Origin of the sequence: Ktedonobacter sp. SOSP1-85, from assembly GCF_016587415.1 — a bacterium.
Classification (GTDB): domain Bacteria; phylum Chloroflexota; class Ktedonobacteria; order Ktedonobacterales; family Ktedonobacteraceae; genus Ktedonobacter.
Genome location: NZ_BNJI01000001.1, coordinates 3,668,563 through 3,683,381, shown reverse-complemented (window position 1 = coordinate 3,683,381; position 14,819 = coordinate 3,668,563). Strand labels below are relative to the sequence as shown.

Annotated in this window: 15 protein-coding genes; 11 read left to right on the top strand and 4 right to left on the bottom strand. The window is 55.5% G+C overall.

The window, feature by feature from the left end; all coding sequences use genetic code 11:
* Positions 1 to 5: 5 nt before the first annotated feature.
* Positions 6 to 392 (bottom strand): helix-turn-helix transcriptional regulator, encoded by a 387-nt coding sequence (locus KTE_RS15385; RefSeq protein ID WP_201382311.1) that lies wholly within the window; start codon positions 390 to 392, stop codon positions 6 to 8.
* 229 nt (positions 393 to 621) lie between these two features.
* Here KTE_RS15385 and KTE_RS15380 point away from each other — a divergent pair, with 229 nt between their 5' ends.
* The 8 genes from KTE_RS15380 (at position 622) to KTE_RS15345 (ending at position 9,591) form a co-directional block, all read left to right on the top strand.
* A complete protein-coding gene (locus tag KTE_RS15380; protein ID WP_201382310.1) occupies positions 622 to 1,968 on the top strand; it encodes an acyltransferase in 1,347 nt (448 codons plus the stop codon).
* 202 nt (positions 1,969 to 2,170) lie between these two features.
* The gene (locus KTE_RS15375; RefSeq protein ID WP_201382309.1) at positions 2,171 to 2,875 is read left to right on the top strand and encodes a hypothetical protein; all 705 of its coding nucleotides are present in this window, start codon (positions 2,171 to 2,173) and stop codon (positions 2,873 to 2,875) included.
* Between the two features lie 18 nt (positions 2,876 to 2,893).
* Complete coding sequence (locus tag KTE_RS15370; RefSeq protein ID WP_201382308.1) at positions 2,894 to 4,630, top strand: ATP-binding protein; 1,737 nt, start codon at positions 2,894 to 2,896, stop codon at positions 4,628 to 4,630.
* 6 nt (positions 4,631 to 4,636) lie between these two features.
* The gene (locus KTE_RS15365; protein ID WP_201382307.1) at positions 4,637 to 5,008 is read left to right on the top strand and encodes a hypothetical protein; all 372 of its coding nucleotides are present in this window, start codon (positions 4,637 to 4,639) and stop codon (positions 5,006 to 5,008) included.
* 15 nt (positions 5,009 to 5,023) lie between these two features.
* Complete coding sequence (locus KTE_RS15360; protein ID WP_201382306.1) at positions 5,024 to 5,929, top strand: glycosyltransferase family 9 protein; 906 nt, start codon at positions 5,024 to 5,026, stop codon at positions 5,927 to 5,929.
* A gap of 190 nt (positions 5,930 to 6,119) precedes the next feature.
* Positions 6,120 to 6,956, top strand: a complete 837-nt coding sequence (locus tag KTE_RS15355) for a hypothetical protein (protein ID WP_201382304.1) — start codon at positions 6,120 to 6,122, stop codon at positions 6,954 to 6,956.
* Between the two features lie 239 nt (positions 6,957 to 7,195).
* Positions 7,196 to 8,155 carry a MoxR family ATPase gene (locus tag KTE_RS15350; protein WP_201382302.1) on the top strand — a complete coding sequence of 320 codons (960 nt, stop codon included), beginning with the start codon at positions 7,196 to 7,198 and terminating at the stop codon, positions 8,153 to 8,155.
* On the top strand, positions 8,155 to 9,591 hold the full coding sequence (locus KTE_RS15345; protein ID WP_201382300.1) for a DUF58 domain-containing protein: 1,437 nt from the start codon (positions 8,155 to 8,157) through the stop codon (positions 9,589 to 9,591). The genes KTE_RS15350 and KTE_RS15345 overlap by 1 nt, the downstream gene beginning before the upstream one ends.
* 63 nt (positions 9,592 to 9,654) lie before the next feature.
* Here the strand turns inward: KTE_RS15345 and KTE_RS15340 are convergent, their stop codons facing one another.
* Entirely contained in the window at positions 9,655 to 9,939 is a 285-nt protein-coding gene (locus KTE_RS15340) for a helix-turn-helix domain-containing protein (protein WP_201369894.1), read from the bottom strand.
* A 402-nt stretch (positions 9,940 to 10,341) separates the two neighbouring features.
* Between KTE_RS15340 and KTE_RS15335 the strand changes: the two genes are divergently transcribed.
* The 3 genes from KTE_RS15335 to KTE_RS15325 all read left to right on the top strand — a co-directional run bounded on the left by KTE_RS15335 (position 10,342) and on the right by KTE_RS15325 (position 12,824).
* The gene (locus tag KTE_RS15335; protein WP_201382298.1) at positions 10,342 to 11,508 is read left to right on the top strand and encodes a citrate synthase; all 1,167 of its coding nucleotides are present in this window, start codon (positions 10,342 to 10,344) and stop codon (positions 11,506 to 11,508) included.
* 125 nt (positions 11,509 to 11,633) lie between these two features.
* Positions 11,634 to 12,308, top strand: coding sequence for a chromate transporter (locus tag KTE_RS15330; RefSeq protein WP_201382296.1), 675 nt, complete (start codon positions 11,634 to 11,636; stop codon positions 12,306 to 12,308).
* 3 nt (positions 12,309 to 12,311) lie between these two features.
* Positions 12,312 to 12,824 carry a chromate transporter gene (locus KTE_RS15325; RefSeq protein WP_201382294.1) on the top strand — a complete coding sequence of 171 codons (513 nt, stop codon included), beginning with the start codon at positions 12,312 to 12,314 and terminating at the stop codon, positions 12,822 to 12,824.
* A gap of 58 nt (positions 12,825 to 12,882) precedes the next feature.
* Here KTE_RS15325 and KTE_RS15320 read toward each other — a convergent pair whose 3' ends face one another.
* On the bottom strand, positions 12,883 to 13,362 hold the full coding sequence (locus KTE_RS15320) for a DinB family protein (RefSeq protein ID WP_201382292.1): 480 nt from the start codon (positions 13,360 to 13,362) through the stop codon (positions 12,883 to 12,885).
* Between the two features lie 5 nt (positions 13,363 to 13,367).
* Positions 13,368 to 14,813 carry a replication-associated recombination protein A gene (locus KTE_RS15315; RefSeq protein ID WP_201382289.1) on the bottom strand — a complete coding sequence of 482 codons (1,446 nt, stop codon included), beginning with the start codon at positions 14,811 to 14,813 and terminating at the stop codon, positions 13,368 to 13,370.
* Positions 14,814 to 14,819: the final 6 nt, after the last annotated feature.

Genomic DNA, 14,819 nt, shown 5'->3' with positions numbered 1-14,819 from the left:
GTCTATCAGGATTGTGGACCTGCGTTCCGATAATCGGTGTCGAGGGCTTCTAACAAATCACGAAAGGCCTGCACAAGTTTATGGTTACATAAACTATAGTAGACTGTGTTTCCCTGGCGGCGCGAGGTCAGCAGGCCCGTTTGTGCTAACTGGCGCAGGTGCTCCGAGGTGGTCGCGGCCGATAAGCCTATGGCCCTGGCGATATCTCCCGAGCGCATTTCCAGAATAGGTGTTTCCTCCTCTAGAGAAGAAATGGCCAACAACTCCACGATGGCACGCCGCTTAGTATCACAGACCGTATCTAAAAAGCGATCGATATACTGCTCTACTTCTGCCTCACGTACAGGTAATTTATTGTGATTGGCACTTACAGAGGTTTGCTCGCTTGCCATAACGTGTCCTCTCCAGCTTATGATTTCGCCCGGTCAAATGGAGAAACTTACCTGAACAGTTGCCACATTATATGATGTTTCTCCTCATCAACGCAAAACACCCTTTTTTGATTACACCCTGTATTTCTCTGGTACTTTTCGCACGCATAATCCTGGTCGCGCAACTGTCGGTAGGCCTTCTCGTTGTATCAATATGTATACCTATAACGCTACAATCAGGAGTAAAGTATTGGTTTCCTTACCGCTTCACAAAGCCCACAGTGGCACAAAACCTATAAAAGACGCCTCGCAGAACAGCACCCAAAAAAGCAATATTAATGCTCTCGACGGTGTGCGTGCTATTGCCTGCCTCAGCGTTATTGCCTATCACGTAAATTATAAGACATTCAGAACGTTTACTCTACAATTACACTCGACAACCACTGGCCAGTTTGCTTATGACATCCTTATGTCTGGCTGGTCTGGAGTAACGCTCTTCTTTGTGCTCTCTGGATTTTTGCTCTTCATGCCTTATGCCAAAAGTCTGCTCTTCGAGAATCAGTGGCCTTCTGCACGGTCTTTTTATTGGCGACGCATCCTTCGAATTGTGCCAGGCTACTATATCGCGCTTGCGGCACTGATTGTAATTCGCAGCCCTCAATATCTGCAACTGGATCATCTAAAATCGCTTACTTTATTTCTTACCTTCTTGATGGATGCTCCAGCCACGTATCAACAGATCAATGGTCCCTTCTGGACGCTCGCGGTCGAATGGCAGTACTATATGCTGCTCCCAATCCTTGCCCTGATTTTCAGTTTACCTGTCAGGCTCGGTAAGTCACCGCGCCAACGCTTCGCCCTGGTTATCGGCTGTCTCCTGGCAATGCTTCTCTGGGGCCTGGGCACACGCTACTTTGGACGTTACTACACTCTACATCCAGATCAGACATTTCTTGTCGCTCGCCCGGTGCTCAATAAAATTCTGCTCGTAACGTATGGAGCCACCGGGAAATATTTCGAAGATTTTGCCATTGGTATGCTCGTATGCACCACCTATATCTTTACGCGCAAGGCTGCCAGTGATAGCAAACTTAGCAATATCCTCAACCGTTACAGCATTCTCCTCTTTATCGTGGGACTCCTCCCTCCGCTTTTCGTTTCAACATCGGACGTTCTCACACCACAACTTTCACTAAATCAGTACATTGGAGCGCATAACTGGCTGAACGAATTTGGATACTCGTCTGGTTTTGGTTTGTGTCTGATGGCGATCCTCTTTGGTCCGGCATTATTAAAGCGACCATTCGAGTGGTATCCCTTACGCTGGATGGGTATGATATCGTACAGTGCCTATATCTGGCACCTCCCTATCATGGCCATCTTCGAAATTTTCGTCTACCCTTTGCTTGCCCACCGTCTCTCTCTCATATACTTTTCCTATTGGGGCTGGATAATATTCCTATGCATCCCCTTCTCGTATCTGTACTATCGCTTTATTGAGCATCCCGGTATTAAGCTGGCCAATAAAAGCCGGCAGAAACAAGCAGTTCAACCAATATCGCGAGCTGACCTGCCCAGGGAGAATCTCGCGGTCTGATACGACTATTCCCATTCCCTTCTCCTGGCTTAGAAAGCCCCTTTGGGCGGCATATAGCACAAGTCTTAAATGCCTGTATCGCACGAGGCGACTTTGTGTTATAATGCCGCCAAACCATTTGTTCTAAAAGCTTCATCCTGAAACACAGAGAGACATTCACAAGCGTTTCTATTGCAACCGGGAAGTATTTCGAGGTTCTAAGATGATTATCGGGAAGATCGTGAAATCTGACTCCCATATTAACTATGTCTGCCAGGTATATGGCCCGCGCGAAGTCGAAGTCGAGCCCGGACCGGCTGACTACGCCTTTGGCCGCTTTGTGCGTGTCGCTGTCCGCTCCGGACAGGGCGATGAGCCAGACCCGCTTGACGTAGCGTTGGGGCGCAACCTGGAGCCGACCACATACGCTGTCGGCGTGATCTACGACACGATTCTCCTCAATCCCGCCTTTGGCTCACTCGGCCCCCGCCTCTCCAATGAGACCCAGGTTGAGCTCTTCTCACCTGACTATATCTCTGAAAAAGCGGTACTTATCTATATTATGATTCTGGGCATGATGGAGCAGCAGCGCGATGAGCTGGGCGAGAATCATGTGCTCTCCACGATGCACGGTGTCCCCCTACTCTCGCTGGAGCTGGGAAGCGAGATCGAGACCATGAGCGATGAGGAGGTGCGTGCCTTCCACTTCTTCAGTGAGCCCAACGATCCCGGCAATCCCAACGGGTCCCAGGCCTATCTCCACATGGGCTACCTTCCGCATATTATTTCGCAGCGCAATAGCCTCCTGCCTATGGTCACACTGCGCATCATTGACCAGTTAGAGCGCCTCTTCCCGCAAAACCTGGCGCTGCTCTCTATCGTTAAGCGTAACTTTGCCTGGCGACTCAAGGTTGAAACCACAGGATAACGGAGGTTCCTTTCTACCATGCTCGATGCCTTTTCAAGCGCGACCGCGCTCTCACCCATCCGTAAACCTGTCGGTATCACCAAGGGGCCTGGTGAGAGCAATCACGAATATACCTTTGTCTCGCGTGACGATGAGCAGGTGCTCAAAAACGGCGAATACGTTTATTACGAGCTGTTGGAGCCAGCAATGCTGGGAGCCGATGGCAGTTCCCGCCTGCACACACAGCGCGTCCTGGGCCGCATCATCAAACGCGTCCCGCTCCAGCTCTATCCCGATACCTTCCTGGGCGAGCCAGAGATTCCGCCCGCCCAGGTGGCGGCCATGGTGGGCTACAATACACGTACCAACGAGTTGTTTGAGCTGCATGTGGCCATCATGGGTTACTATGATCCCACAACCGGCTCGTTTATCAATCCCTGGATTCCCCCACAGTCAGGGAAACAGATCTACCTGGCCGACGACGAGATGCTCGCCGATATCCTGAGCCGCAAGAAAGATAAACAGTTTGGCTCGGCGACGATCGGCTCGCTATTGACCCGTGCCCCTGGCACGGTTCCCATCGTGCTCTCGGTCAAAGATGTGGTCAGTACTCATCTGGCGATCATTGCCAGCACGGGCGCGGGCAAGAGCTATCTCGCCAGTGTGGTCATCGAAGAGCTGATGCAGCCCCACAATAAGGCCTGCGTGCTGATTATCGATCCTCACGGCGAATATAGTACCCTTGACGAGATCGCCAACGTCGCCCATTTTAGCGAGCCAGGCGATGGACGCCATCAAGGCTATCGCCCCGGCGTGCGCGTCTACAAGCCTGAGCAGGTCAAGGTCCGTATCTCGACGCTGACCATGGGTGATATGCGCGCTCTACTCCCCGAGATGACGGAAAAGCAGCAGTATCTCCTGAGCCGCGCGATGCGCAAAGTACGCGAGCGCAAGGGTGATACCCCCTGGGGTGTGGCCGATTTAAAGCAAGCTATCAAGAATGTCTCCAAGCAGAAGACGGATGATGATAGCGAGGGAGCCGACGATTCAAGCACGGTCCACGCACTGAATTGGCGTATTGAGCAGCAATTTGAGCATAGTTTTACCTTCGATGATACTCAGCACCTGGATCTACGTGAGATCTTCAAGCCTGGGCAGTGTACTGTCCTTCAGCTCAATGAAATCGATGAGCGCGACCAGCAGGTCATCGTCGCGACGCTGCTGCGCCGCCTGAATAAGGCGCGTATGGATACCGAGCGCGGCAAGGTCCATTCAGGCGAGTTCCACCTCCCTTACCCGGTCTTCGTTCTACTGGAAGAGGCCCATCACTTCGCGCCAGGCGGCGCGGAGGTCGTCTCGACCTCGATTCTCAAGCAGGTGCTGGCTGAAGGACGTAAATTTGGTATCGGCGTGGGCCTGATCAGCCAGCGTCCGGGCAAGCTGGATGCCGACGTGTTGAGCCAGTGTCAGACTCAGTGCATCATGCGTATTGTCAACGAGATCGACCAGAAAAGCGTTGGCGCCGCCATCGAGGGCGTTGGGCGCGACCTGCTGGACAATCTGCCCGCGCTCTCTAAGGGCCAGGTTATCGTCGCGGGCGCGGCGGTCAACACTCCCGTCATCTGTCGCGTGCGCACACGCCATACCCCCCACGGTGGTGAGAGTAAAGATGCACCCGATCTCTGGCAGAAGTACTTCAGCCCGGAAAACCAGGAGCAGCGTCGCCGCGATGAGGCGCCCCTCAATGGAAACCGTGGCTTCAATATGATGAGGTAGGGGGACATGGCTGTGACCAGACGCTCGATATTGCTGATACTACTTCTGACCGCGCCTGTGGCCTGGGGATTACTCCTACTCTATGCGCGCTTTGTGCCGCCACATACCTTCCTGGCCTTTACTTGCTTTTTCGCGCTCCTGGCCCTGGCTCTGACAAGCACCTTGACGCCAGTGGCATATGCGCTCGGATCGCGCCTCTTCCCGCTGCACATCTACCAGGCAACACTGCGGCACGCGGCCCGACAGGCTATCCTGCTGACGCTAATCGTACTCTTTAATCTGATTCTGAGCGCCCTGCATAGCTGGAATATCTACACCTCGCTGGCTATCCTGGCCGCGGTGGTCGTCTTTGAAATCCTGGCGTTGGCGCGCAAATAATTTAAGCTGAAATGTATGCATATCTGTATCATTCGTCCAGGCGCCCTGGGGGATACACTTCTGGCCCTCCCGGTCATCCAGGCCCTACGCGAGCACGAGACCATTGAGCGGATCACCTTTGTGGGACAGGCTGCCTTCGCGCCCCTCCTGCTCGCGACCGGCCTGGTGACGAGCTATCTAGATTATGAAGACACCTGCTGGAGCCAGCTCTTCTTGCCCCAGGGCATCCGACATCCAGAGCTGAGGGCGCTACTAGCGGATTGCCAGCTCGTCGTCTGCTGGCTACGCGATCCTGATGGTTTAATCGCACAGAATCTACACGCCACAACCCCAGGGCGCGTCGTTGTGACTCCAGGTCGGCCGGGTGAGCACGCAGGCATGCATACCAGCACCTATCTTGCCAGTACGCTTGGTGTCACACTTCCTGCCAAGCCTCACCTCACACTCGCCCCTTCAACAAATCCCCAGGCAGAGGCCACTTCGCGCTTCTTCGCCATCCATCCCGGCAGCGGAGGCGCGCACAAGTGCTGGTCTATCCAGGGGTATGCCGAGATTATACAGGCGCTCTGGCGACGCGATATTCCCGTGTTGCTGCTCACCGGACCCGCCGATACTGGCTGCCTCGCTGAGCTACGTAGACTCTTACCCACACCTTCCCCTGGCCTGCTTACGCTGCTGGAGAACGCGCCGCTCCTCCAGGTTGCGCACACGTTACAACACTGCCGAGCCTACCTGGGAAACGACTCGGGGGTCACGCACCTGGCGGCCCTGCTTGGTATTCCTACCGCGGCCCTTTTTATCGCCAGTGATCCACGCGCCTGGCATCCCCTAGGACGCTCGGTACAGATCATTGCTGCCCAGGAACTAGGAGTTTTGTCTGTCTCTGAAGTCCTTACCGCCCTTGAATCGTTCCTAATATGACATCATATGCAACTTATTTTGTATGGATAGCACATCTCTGGGTAAGGTATGGTTCGGTGACGGGCAGGCGGAGCCTGCCCGTCACCGAACCATACCTTACCCAGACGAGCGCCGCAGGCGCGAGAAGTCACGCACACAAGACGCATAGGATTAGTATGGTAGTGCCTGGAAGAGAGGAGGGACTTACAAGATGAATGATTTTCCACAAATGCCACCTTCACCAACCCCATCACAAGATAAGCTTATTCTTCCCGCTCAGCCCGCAGAGCCAGAGCTCGCGACCATAGCTGAGGGTCAGCAAACCTCGCCTCAGGGAGCCGCTGCCTCCTACGCCAACTATGCGCCACTCCCCCAGAACCTCGCAGGACCTGCCCCGTTGGTGCACTACACACCCATACCCCCTGTTCCCAGGGGTCCAATGGCCAGGTTAGGCTACTACTGGCAGAAGAATCCAGCCTATCGCTTTCTTCTGCTTTCAATCGCCTTTTTCTTGCTCGCAAGCACAGCCTTTGCTATCGTCCTGGGTAATTATCTGACGCAGGGTCCAGGGAATTCTCCATCCCCAAATCAGGCCCACGGGCCAGGCCTCCACGGAAGTCCGACCGCCACTGCACACGCCCAGGTGACTGCGACTCCCGCGCCACAGCTATCGCCATCACCGACGCCAACGCAGCAACCAACCCAGGAACCGACGGACACGCCAGATCCAACCCAGCCCACTACCGGCCAGTTGAGCGTTCAGATCATCAACGCTCCAGGCATCGTCAACAATGGCAGCAGCGTCCAGATTACGGTCGCCAGCCAGCCAGGGGCCACGGTTCGCCTCTCGGTACGCTACCAAGCCGCGCCCTTTGTCGGCGGCGGCTCCACAACCCTGGTAGGAGATAGTGGCACAACCCAGTTACGCTGGAATGTCCGCGTCATCAGCTCCCAGGATACAAGCGCCCAGCTCACAATCATCGCCACCGACCAGAATGGCCAGTCCACTCAGTCCGCGCCCGTGACCGTCCAGATCAATGTGAAATAAGTTGGATAAACAGCGTGTGGTGGCGGGTTGGCTGCGCCAACCCGCCACCACACGCTGTTTATCCTATGTTAAGCGCCACAGTACCCAGAAAAGTTGATTATCCGTGCTCGTCTGTGAAATTTTGCCTACTTTGGGCGTATAATGTCAAGAACGCAGCTTAAAACAAGTGAGAGGCCATATACTTCTATCTCAAGTATTTTTCACCATCAACATATTCAGAAACATGTATAAGGGGACCTATGACGCAAATTGATGAGATTAGACAACTTCAAGAGGCCGTGCGTGTTGTTCGCCAGAGCGTAGGCAAAGTTATTGTCGGCAAGGAAGAAGTCGTTAAGCTTCTAATGGTCGCCTTGCTCTGCGAAGGTCACGTCCTCTTTGAGGATGTTCCAGGCATCGGCAAAACAACGCTGGCGAAATCCCTCGCCCGCTCCCTCGGTTGCAGCTTCCAGCGTATTCAGTTTACGCCAGACCTGCTGCCCTCTGATGTCACTGGCATTACCTACTATAATCAAAAAAAGGGCGAGTTCGAGTTTCGACCCGGCCCCCTGCTCTCTCAAATCGTGCTTGCGGATGAGATTAACCGCGCGACACCGCGTACGCAGTCCGCGCTGTTGGAGGCAATGGAAGAACGCCAGGTAAGCGTTGAGCGCGAGACCATACGCCTGCCGCGCCCCTTTATGGTTGTCGCGACCCAGAATCCGGTTGAGCTTGAGGGAACGTTCCCCCTACCCGAGGCCCAGCTCGACCGCTTCCTGCTACGCCTGCGCCTGCATTATCCAAGCAAAGAGGAGGAGCGCCAGATTCTCCAGCGCTTCAAGGAAGCCCAGCCCCTGGAGGAACTCAAGCCAGTACTGAGCACAGAATGGCTGCTCAAGCTCCAGCAGATAATTCGCCGCATCCATGTCGAACCAAGTGTGGAGAGCTACATCGTCGAAATTGTATCGGCGACGCGCACTCACAATAATATTGAACTGGGCGTAAGTCCCCGTGGCACGCTGGCGCTCTACCGGGCGAGCCAGGCCTATGCCGCCATTCAGGGGCGCCATTATGTCATTCCCGATGACGTCAAACAGGTAGCGGTTCCGGTCCTGTCTCACCGCATGATTGCGACTAGCCAGTCGCGCCTGCATGGACAGCTCATGGAACAGATTGTAGAAGAGATCTTACACAATGTCGCGGTTCCGGTAGAGTCATAATGCACAATTCACCACAAGGCCGCGCCTTTATTCGCGGCAAAGGCATTACCGATGGCATCTGGTACACCCTCTGTGGCGTGTTGGTTTTGCTCGGCATCATCGCCCGGCAGCCATTGCTGGTGGTTGTGGGAATCTTGCTGCTGCTGATCATTATTACAACGGATATCTGGTCGCACTACTGCCTGGTTGATCTCCGTTACCAACGGAAGTTTAGCCAGCAACGCGCGCTCTTTGGTGAGGATGTCACGATGTCGGTGACGGTGGAGAACGCCAAGATCCTCCCCCTACCCTGGCTGGAGGTAGAGGATACCCTGCCACGCTCTCTACCACTGCGCGAGCAAGAGCTGCGTAGCGCAATCCTGAGTAATAACGCCCTGCTAGAATGTCTCTTTAGCCCACGCTGGTATGAGCGCGTAACGAGGAACTACACTCTGCGCTGCATCCAGCGTGGCGTGCATACCTTTGGCCCCACGAGACTCCATAGTGGTGATGCCTTTGGCTTCATTGCCCAGGACCAGGAGCTTGATAATCTGCAACATGTCATGGTCTATCCGCTCGTCGCACCCCTGGAGAGCTTTAATCTTCCCGCGCGCCATCCCTTTGGCGATCAGCGTGCGCCTCGTCGCCTGCTTGAAGATCCCTCACGCATCATTGGCGTACGCGAATACCGTTATGGGGATAGCATGCGCCGCGTGCATTGGAAGGCCACAGCCCGTAGTATGCAGATGCAGAGCAAAATCTACGACGCCACGACGACCTATACACTTGAGATCTTCCTCAACATCGATACACGGCCAGACGTGTACTACTCTATCCATCCCGAACTCCAGGAACTTTCTATCAGCCTGGCAGCGTCAATCGCCTCCTGGGGCCTGGACAATGGCTATGGAGTTGGGCTATACGCGAACACAATGATGTATATCCCTGATGAGAAGCGAGCCGACACAAGTTCATCTTCCACGGGTCAACAGGAGCAGCCGGCGCTCAACCTGGAGGCCGAAGTAGCTCAGCAGCTCAATCGCAGGCGTATTCGTCTCCCAGCCTCAAGTAACGAAGAGCAGCGCAAGCACATTATGGAGACCCTGGCACGTATCCAGGGCTACTTTGGGGCCAGCATCGACGAGGTCCTGCAAGCCGAGAGCAATCGTCTCCCCAATGGTTCGACGATCATTCTCATTACCAGCAACCTGGGCGATCGTATAATAGATCGCCTGGCGCAAATGAGGCGGCGTGGACACGCCATCAGCGTGCTTTTCGTCAATGACAATCCACCACCAGCACGCGTGGGCGGCATCAATGTCTACCACATAGGCGGAGAAGAGCGCTGGCAGGAATTGATCGCACCCTTTACCCCATCTAACACAGCCGGAGAACAAGAGCCAGCGGAGCCAGGCGCTCCACGCCCCCTGCCAGCCGTTCCCAGCCTGCACCTCTAACATTCATGCAATCAGGCATAAAAAAAGAGAGTCCTGTGACTCTCTTTTTTTATGCCTATCGATCTATACGTTAGGAACCCAATCTTCAGCATGTGGCAGATCATCGCCACTCCCGGGCCGCTCATTGAAGGGTGTCAACGCGTCTTCGGCCACATCCTCATTGCTCGGACGAAGCTGCAACAGCGCCTCCAATTCTGCTTGCCTATAGAGCCGCTGTCGCTTGATTCCCTGCCGGTAACTGCGCAAAAGCCCGCGGCTAACATAAGTATACAAGGTCGATAATTTCACGCCGAGAAAATGGGAAGCCTCTTTACCATCCAGGTAATTCTCCCCATTCAGTTCTATCAAGTTACACCCTCCTTCCATACAGAAAATCTGGCCGTTCTACGCCTTTTTTCCCAATGATAAAGATCGTTCCACATTTTGTCAATCTACTTACACTACACTACTATAGCTTCCTAAAAATTTGTTTTGCACCTGCCTCAGCTCGCTACGCTCGCCTCGGGGTAAGGTATGGTTCGGTGGCGGGCTCGGCAGAGCCGAGCCCGCCACCGAACCATACCTTACCCCAAGCACCGTAGGTGCGAGGGGTCATACCGACCAATGCAATCAATATAAATCGACTATTATCGAGTTACATCAAAGCATAACATAAGAAATCCAATTTCATTGACATTCATCATAGTAAATGATACAACATACAAAAGAGCTAAACCATTTACACATACTCAGCAAAGGAGCATATGCAGTATGTCAATGCCGATTTCTGGTCCTAACCAGGCTACAAATGCTACCACAGCCTCCGCGCCCAAGAATAAGGGCGGCCTGGAGGGTATTGTTGCCGCAACGACGGCCATAAGCAAGGTTGAAGGCAATACTGGCCGCTTGATCTATCGCGGCTATAATATACATGACCTGGCACGTACAACTATTTTTGAGGAGGTCGTGCACCTGCTCTGGTTTGGACACCTACCAAGCCAGCAAGAACTGACCAACCTTCAGCAGCGTTTCGCAGCTGAGCGTACCATCCCCGAGAATGTGATGGTGACGCTGCGTGCTTTACCCACAAGCACCGAGCCTATGGACGCTCTGCGTACCGCCGTCTCCGCCTGGGGCGCGGTTGCCATCAAAGGTCAGCCCACGGTGGATCAGGCCATCGCCCTGACGGCACGCTTCCCGCTCTTCCTGGCGGCGTTCAACCGCCTGCGCCATGGTCAGGAGCCTCTGGAGTCAAAACCCGAACTGGGGCATGCCGCGAACTATCTCTATCTGTTGACGGGCGAGATACCTTCTGAAGAGCACGTCCAGGGCCTGAATGCCTATCTCGTGCTCCTGGCCGACCACGGTATGAACGCCTCAACCTTTACGGCGCGTATCGTTGCCAGCACCGAGTCCGACATCGCCTCCTCTATCGTGGCCGCGATTGGCGCCCTCAAGGGTCCCCTGCATGGTGGCGCACCCTCTAAGGTGCAGGATATGCTGCATGAGATCGGCACTCCTGAGAATGCCGATAGCTGGATTCGCGACGCGATCACGACTGGCAAGAAGCTGATGGGCTTTGGGCACCGCGTGTACAAAACCACCGACCCACGCGCGGAAGAGCTACGTGAGATGGCTCGTGTTGCCGATCCTCAGGGTTTCGTCTTCACGCGTCGCGTTGAGGAACTGGCGATCTCCATTCTGGAAGAACTCAAGCCGGGACGCCGCCTCTATACCAATGTTGAGTACTATTCGGCGGCCCTGATGGCCTCTGTTGGCCTCAGCGGCGACCTCTTCACGCCTACCTTCGCGGTGAGCCGCGTGGGTGGCTGGACCGCTCACGTCCTTGAGCAGGCTGGCAACAACCGCCTGATCCGACCCGAGGCCGAGTATACCGGACCAACCGACCTGACCTTCAAGCCACTCAACGAGCGCTAGTGGCACGACGCTACTGAAGTACGCGTCTACACATAAGACAAGCATATGTAGACGCGTACTTCAGTAGCGTCGGCCCCTCTTCGTCTCCCTCGTCGGTTTTCATCTCACGGTAAGGAAGTCCTAACATGCAAACCCAGGCACCGCCTTTCGCCACAAACCTTCCACCCTCTCTGCGCCCCTCTACCTGGAAACTCCTACGCCTCTGGACCCTGATCGGCCTGCAATCCTTCGGTGGTGGCTCTTCTACAAGCTATCTTATTCAAAACATCTTCATCGATAAATATCATTATCTCACCATTGAAGAATACATGCACTACTGGAATTTATGTATTTTTACGCCAGGGATTAATCTGGTAGCGCTCACCATCCTCATCGGGCGCAAGCTCGGCGGTCTACGCGGCATTCTGGTCTCGCTGGTGGGCATGCTCGTGCCAAGCGCGGCCGTCACCTGCTTGCTAACGGCGATCTTCACGCTTATCCAGGGAAATGCCGTCGTTCAGGCGGTGATGCGAGGCGTGGTTCCCGCGACGGCGGGACTGATGCTGCTGGTCGGGCTACGCTTCGCCCAGCCACTCTTCAAGCAGGCGCAAGCCGAGGGATCAAAAACCCTGATCGTGAGCACGATCCTGGTCCTGGCCTGTGCCGCTACAATTATTCTGCTGGAGGTCTCGGTCATCCCGGTGCTGCTCTGTACCGCTCTGCTCTCCATGCTCTTCTTTACCCCCTGGCGTACCAAAGCCAATCCAACAACACTGCAACAGGCCACCGAAGCCAGCCGCGAGGAAGGAGAGGAGAAATAAGCCATGATCGATCCCATCATCTACTTCCTGCTCTTTCTGAAGGCTTCGCTCTTCTCGACAGGTGGCCTGAGCAATCTACCAAGCTTACGCCAGGATCTGCTGGCTCACGGCTGGGCAAAGGAGGGTTTCTTTGGCGAGTCGGTCACTATCGGACAGCTAAGTCCAGGTCCCAATGGCCTCTGGGTCATCAGCCTGGGCTACCTGACCTACGGCATCGCAGGCGCACTTATGGCCCTGGTCGCGATCACCCTGGCGGCACTGCCCGTCCTGCTGGTCTCCGCGGGCTACGCGCGCATCCAACGCCAGCGCTGGGTCCCCGGCTTTATGCGCGGGATCTCGCTCGCCGTGGTTGGTATCCTGCTCACCGTCGTCTGGTCGATCATCAAGCAGCCAGGCATCGACTGGCGGGGCTGGTGTATCGCGGGCATGGCCGCTCTGCTTGGGGCAACTAAGCGGGTCAACCTGTTTATCATCCTGCTCCTGGCAGGTATCGCGGGCTACTTCATCTATCGCTAGAGAAATATATGATAAGAGGTGTGTAGCGGACGCTACACACCTCTTATCATATATTTCTCTAAATCAGCTTCTCGTGCTTACCCGCCATATGGCGGAGCAGTTCCAGTTGCCCGGCATGATAGGTTTCATGCCATTGCAACATCCGCAGGCGCTCGCCTACGGTACGCTTGTCAGTGGGATCGGGCTGATGGGCGAGAGCTTCGGGCGTGCGCTGCTCTAGTGCGGTCAGTAAGCGCTGGTAAGAGCTTTCCAGGCGCTCGACCAATGTCGCCAGGGGCAGGGCTTGCTCTGGATTGGTCAGAGGCTCGGACTCCCGTTTATATATTTCAGTTTCGCGCTCGTCCAGGACCGGTGTCTCTCCCAATGACCTGAGCGCAATATCGCGGTGGACGACAATATGTCCGATAATCCAGTTCATGCAATTACCACCCGCAGGAGGCAGCAACAGGCTCTCCTCGGTCGTTACATCCTTAGCCTGCATGGTGATGAGATACTGGTTCCGTTTGAAGAAGGACGCCAGGGCTTTAGCTTCTGTCATGTAGATCACTCCTTTGTATCCTGTTCGGCTTGACGCTTCGCCAGCCAGCGCTGGATGCTGGCCTCTTTTCCTTGCGTACCCGGTTCATAGAAGCGCTGGCCCGCGAGGCGCTCGGGGAGGTATTCCTGGAGTTTGGTCACGGGCGGCCGCTCGGGATCGTCGCTCTGCATATCCTTGTAGAAGTCATGCGCGTATTTATAATCCTTACCGTAGTCCAGGTTCTTCATCAACTGAGTGGGAGCGTTGCGAATCCACAGCGGCACAGGATCATTGGGGCCATTCATGATCTCTGCGCGGATCTGGCTATACGCGTTGTAGACGGCATTGCTCTTGGGTGCCGCCGCCAGATAAGCTACAGCCTCAGCCAGAATCACACCTGCCTCCGGCATACCAACAAAATGCGTGGCCTGCTGGGCCGCGACGCAGACCGAGAGCGCCTGTGGGTCCGCCAGGCCAATATCCTCAGCCGCCATGCGCACAACACGCCGCGCGATATACAGCGGGTCCTCGCCCGCTTCAAGCATGCGCACCAGCCAGTAGAGGCTCCCATCGGGATCGGAGCCGCGTACAGACTTATGCAGGGCCGAGATCATATCATAGTGCTGATCGCCACTCTTATCATAGAGCAGGGCGCGATGCTGCATGACCTCCTCGACCAGCGCGAGGGTAATGTGGCGCTCATCTGTCCCTCCACCGCTCATAACCCCTTGTGCCGCCAGTTCCAGGACATTCAACGCTGTGCGCGCGTCTCCACTGGCAAAGATGGAGATGGCCTGCAAGGCCTCCTCGTCGCTGGTAATCTGATACTGTCCCAGGCCACGCTCGTTATCCTCCAGTGCCCGCTGGAGGATGCGCACGATCTGTGCTTCGTCCAGGGCCTTGAGCACAAAGACGCGACAGCGCGAGAGGAGCGCGCCATTCACCTCGAAGCTGGGGTTCTCGGTTGTGGCACCGATCAGGGTCACAGTGCCACGCTCGACGTGTGGCAACACAGCATCCTGCTGGGCCTTGTTAAAACGGTGAATTTCGTCAATAAAGAGGATCGTGCGCCGCTGCGAGAACTGGCGCAGTTTGGCGGCCTCATCGACCACGCGCCGCAGATCCGCCACACCCGCCGAGGTGGCGCTCAAAGTCACAAAGCGCGCGTCGGCATGGCGCGCAATGGCCTCGGAGAGCGTGGTCTTGCCGCTGCCCGGAGGTCCCCAGAACAGCATTGAGGTAACGCGCCCGGACTCAATCGTTCGCCGCAGGAGTTTTCCAGGTCCCAGCAGGTGCTCCTGGCCGACGATCTCGTCCAGGGTGCGAGGACGCATCCGCGAGGCCAGGGGTTCCCCAATTACTCGCGTCCCCTCCTCGCTCTGCGCTGGCACGGCCTTTGGCTCACTCGCCTTCGGGCGCGTATCCTTCTCGGAGAGGTCACTCCCCCCAAAGAGGGAGAATTGCTCTGGCATAGCTAC

Excerpts from the sequence above, each read along its gene's own strand:
- KTE_RS15385 (WP_201382311.1), bottom strand. The coding sequence starts at position 392 with ATGGCAAGCGAGCAAACCTCTGTAAGTGCCAATCACAATAAATTACCT.
- KTE_RS15315 (WP_201382289.1), bottom strand. The coding sequence starts at position 14,813 with ATGCCAGAGCAATTCTCCCTCTTTGGGGGGAGTGACCTCTCCGAGAAG.
- KTE_RS15375 (WP_201382309.1), top strand. The coding sequence starts at position 2,171 with ATGATTATCGGGAAGATCGTGAAATCTGACTCCCATATTAACTATGTC.
- KTE_RS15330 (WP_201382296.1), top strand. The coding sequence starts at position 11,634 with ATGCAAACCCAGGCACCGCCTTTCGCCACAAACCTTCCACCCTCTCTG.
- KTE_RS15360 (WP_201382306.1), top strand. The coding sequence starts at position 5,024 with ATGCATATCTGTATCATTCGTCCAGGCGCCCTGGGGGATACACTTCTG.
- KTE_RS15365 (WP_201382307.1), top strand. The coding sequence starts at position 4,637 with ATGGCTGTGACCAGACGCTCGATATTGCTGATACTACTTCTGACCGCG.
- KTE_RS15355 (WP_201382304.1), top strand. The coding sequence starts at position 6,120 with ATGAATGATTTTCCACAAATGCCACCTTCACCAACCCCATCACAAGAT.
- KTE_RS15345 (WP_201382300.1), top strand. The coding sequence starts at position 8,155 with ATGCACAATTCACCACAAGGCCGCGCCTTTATTCGCGGCAAAGGCATT.
- KTE_RS15325 (WP_201382294.1), top strand. The coding sequence starts at position 12,312 with ATGATCGATCCCATCATCTACTTCCTGCTCTTTCTGAAGGCTTCGCTC.
- KTE_RS15370 (WP_201382308.1), top strand. The coding sequence starts at position 2,894 with ATGCTCGATGCCTTTTCAAGCGCGACCGCGCTCTCACCCATCCGTAAA.
- KTE_RS15335 (WP_201382298.1), top strand. The coding sequence starts at position 10,342 with ATGTCAATGCCGATTTCTGGTCCTAACCAGGCTACAAATGCTACCACA.
- KTE_RS15350 (WP_201382302.1), top strand. The coding sequence starts at position 7,196 with ATGACGCAAATTGATGAGATTAGACAACTTCAAGAGGCCGTGCGTGTT.
- KTE_RS15320 (WP_201382292.1), bottom strand. The coding sequence starts at position 13,362 with ATGACAGAAGCTAAAGCCCTGGCGTCCTTCTTCAAACGGAACCAGTAT.